Origin of the sequence: Kribbella sp. NPDC003557 (genome assembly GCF_040610805.1) — a bacterium.
Lineage (GTDB): Bacteria > Actinomycetota > Actinomycetes > Propionibacteriales > Kribbellaceae > Kribbella.
This window is the reverse complement of record NZ_JBEXMY010000023.1, coordinates 1-1,352: the sequence shown is the minus strand read 5'-3', so window position 1 is coordinate 1,352 and position 1,352 is coordinate 1. Positions and strand designations below refer to the sequence as shown.

General features: G+C 66.7%; 1 protein-coding gene. It reads left to right on the top strand.

The window, feature by feature from the left end; translation table 11 throughout:
• Positions 1-51: 51 nt before the first annotated feature.
• Positions 52-1,322 (top strand): IS3 family transposase gene (locus tag ABZW60_RS41530; RefSeq protein WP_355486186.1). Its coding sequence is split into 2 segments (ribosomal slippage): positions 52-325 and positions 325-1,322, totalling 1,272 coding nucleotides; the frame shifts between segments, so codons are not numbered across the junction.
• Positions 1,323-1,352: the final 30 nt, after the last annotated feature.

Below are 1,352 nucleotides of genomic sequence, written 5' to 3'. Positions count from 1 at the left end.
TGAACCACCCCGGGTTTGATGCACACCTCCTTCGTTGGGAAGGTGGCATCTATGCCGAGGAAGTACGACGCGCAGACCCGGGCCAAGGCGGTTCGGTTGGTGACCGATCACCGTGGTGACTACGCCAGTGAGTGGGAGGCGATCAGCACGGTGGCGGGCCGGCTGGGGATGACACCGGAAACGTTGCGGCGATGGGTTCGCCAGGCCGCGGTCGACGCCGGTGAGGCCGAGGGTGTGTCCTCGCAGATGGCCCGGGAGAACCGGGAGCTGAAGCGCAAGAACGCCGAACTGGAACAGACGATCGAGATCCTCAAGGCGGCGACGAGTTTCTTCGTGCGGGAGAGCGACCCGCGACAGCGCTGATCTGCCGGTTCATCGCCGAGCACAGGGCTCGGTTCGGGGTCGCTCCGATCTGCCGTGCGCTGAGTGCGCACGGTTGCACGATCGCCCCGGGAACCTACTACGCCTGGGCACGGCGGGCGCCGTCGAAACGCGCGCTGTGGGAGCTGACGGTGACCGAGGTGCTGGCCGGGTACTACAAACCCGACGAGCACGGCCGGCGACCGCCGGAGTCGCTGTATGGGTCGCTGAAGATGTGGGCCCACCTGAACCGCGAGGGCGTCGAGGTGGCGCGCTGCACGGTCGAGCGGCTCATGAAGGCGAACGGCTGGCGGGGTGCGACCCGCGCGAAGAAGCCACGCACCACGATCCCGGATCCGGCCGCGGACCGGGCACCAGACCTGGTCAACCGCCAGTTCCGGGTGCCGGCACCGAACCGGTTGCTGGTCGCGGACTTCACCTACGTGCGGCTGGCCAGCGGCGCGTTCGCCTACACCGCGTTCGTGATCGACGCCTTCGCCGGCTTCATCGCCGGCTGGGAGTGCTCGATGTCCAAGCACACCGCGTTCGTCGAACGCGCCATCAGACAGGCTGCCGAACTGCGCCTCAGAGAAAGGAAACCTCTGCAAAACAAGGCGATTCACCACTCGGACGCGGGGTCGCAATATACCTCGCTGCACTTCACCGAGACCCTGCAACTGCACGGTCTCAGCCCCTCGATCGGAACCGTCGGCGACGCCTACGACAACGCCCTGGCCGAGACCACCATCGGGCTCTACAAGACCGAATGCATCCGCGACGACTCACCCTTCCGCCGCGGACCACTCACCCGCCTCGCCAACCTCGAGGCCATCACCGCAGCCTGGGTCCACTGGTACAACACCAGCCGGCTCATGCACCGCCTCGACCGACGCCCACCCGCCGAAGCCGAGGCCGACTACTATGCACAAACCCGAGACGACCGACCGGTCGTCCACACATAACCGAGGGTGCACCAAACCCGGGACGGTTCA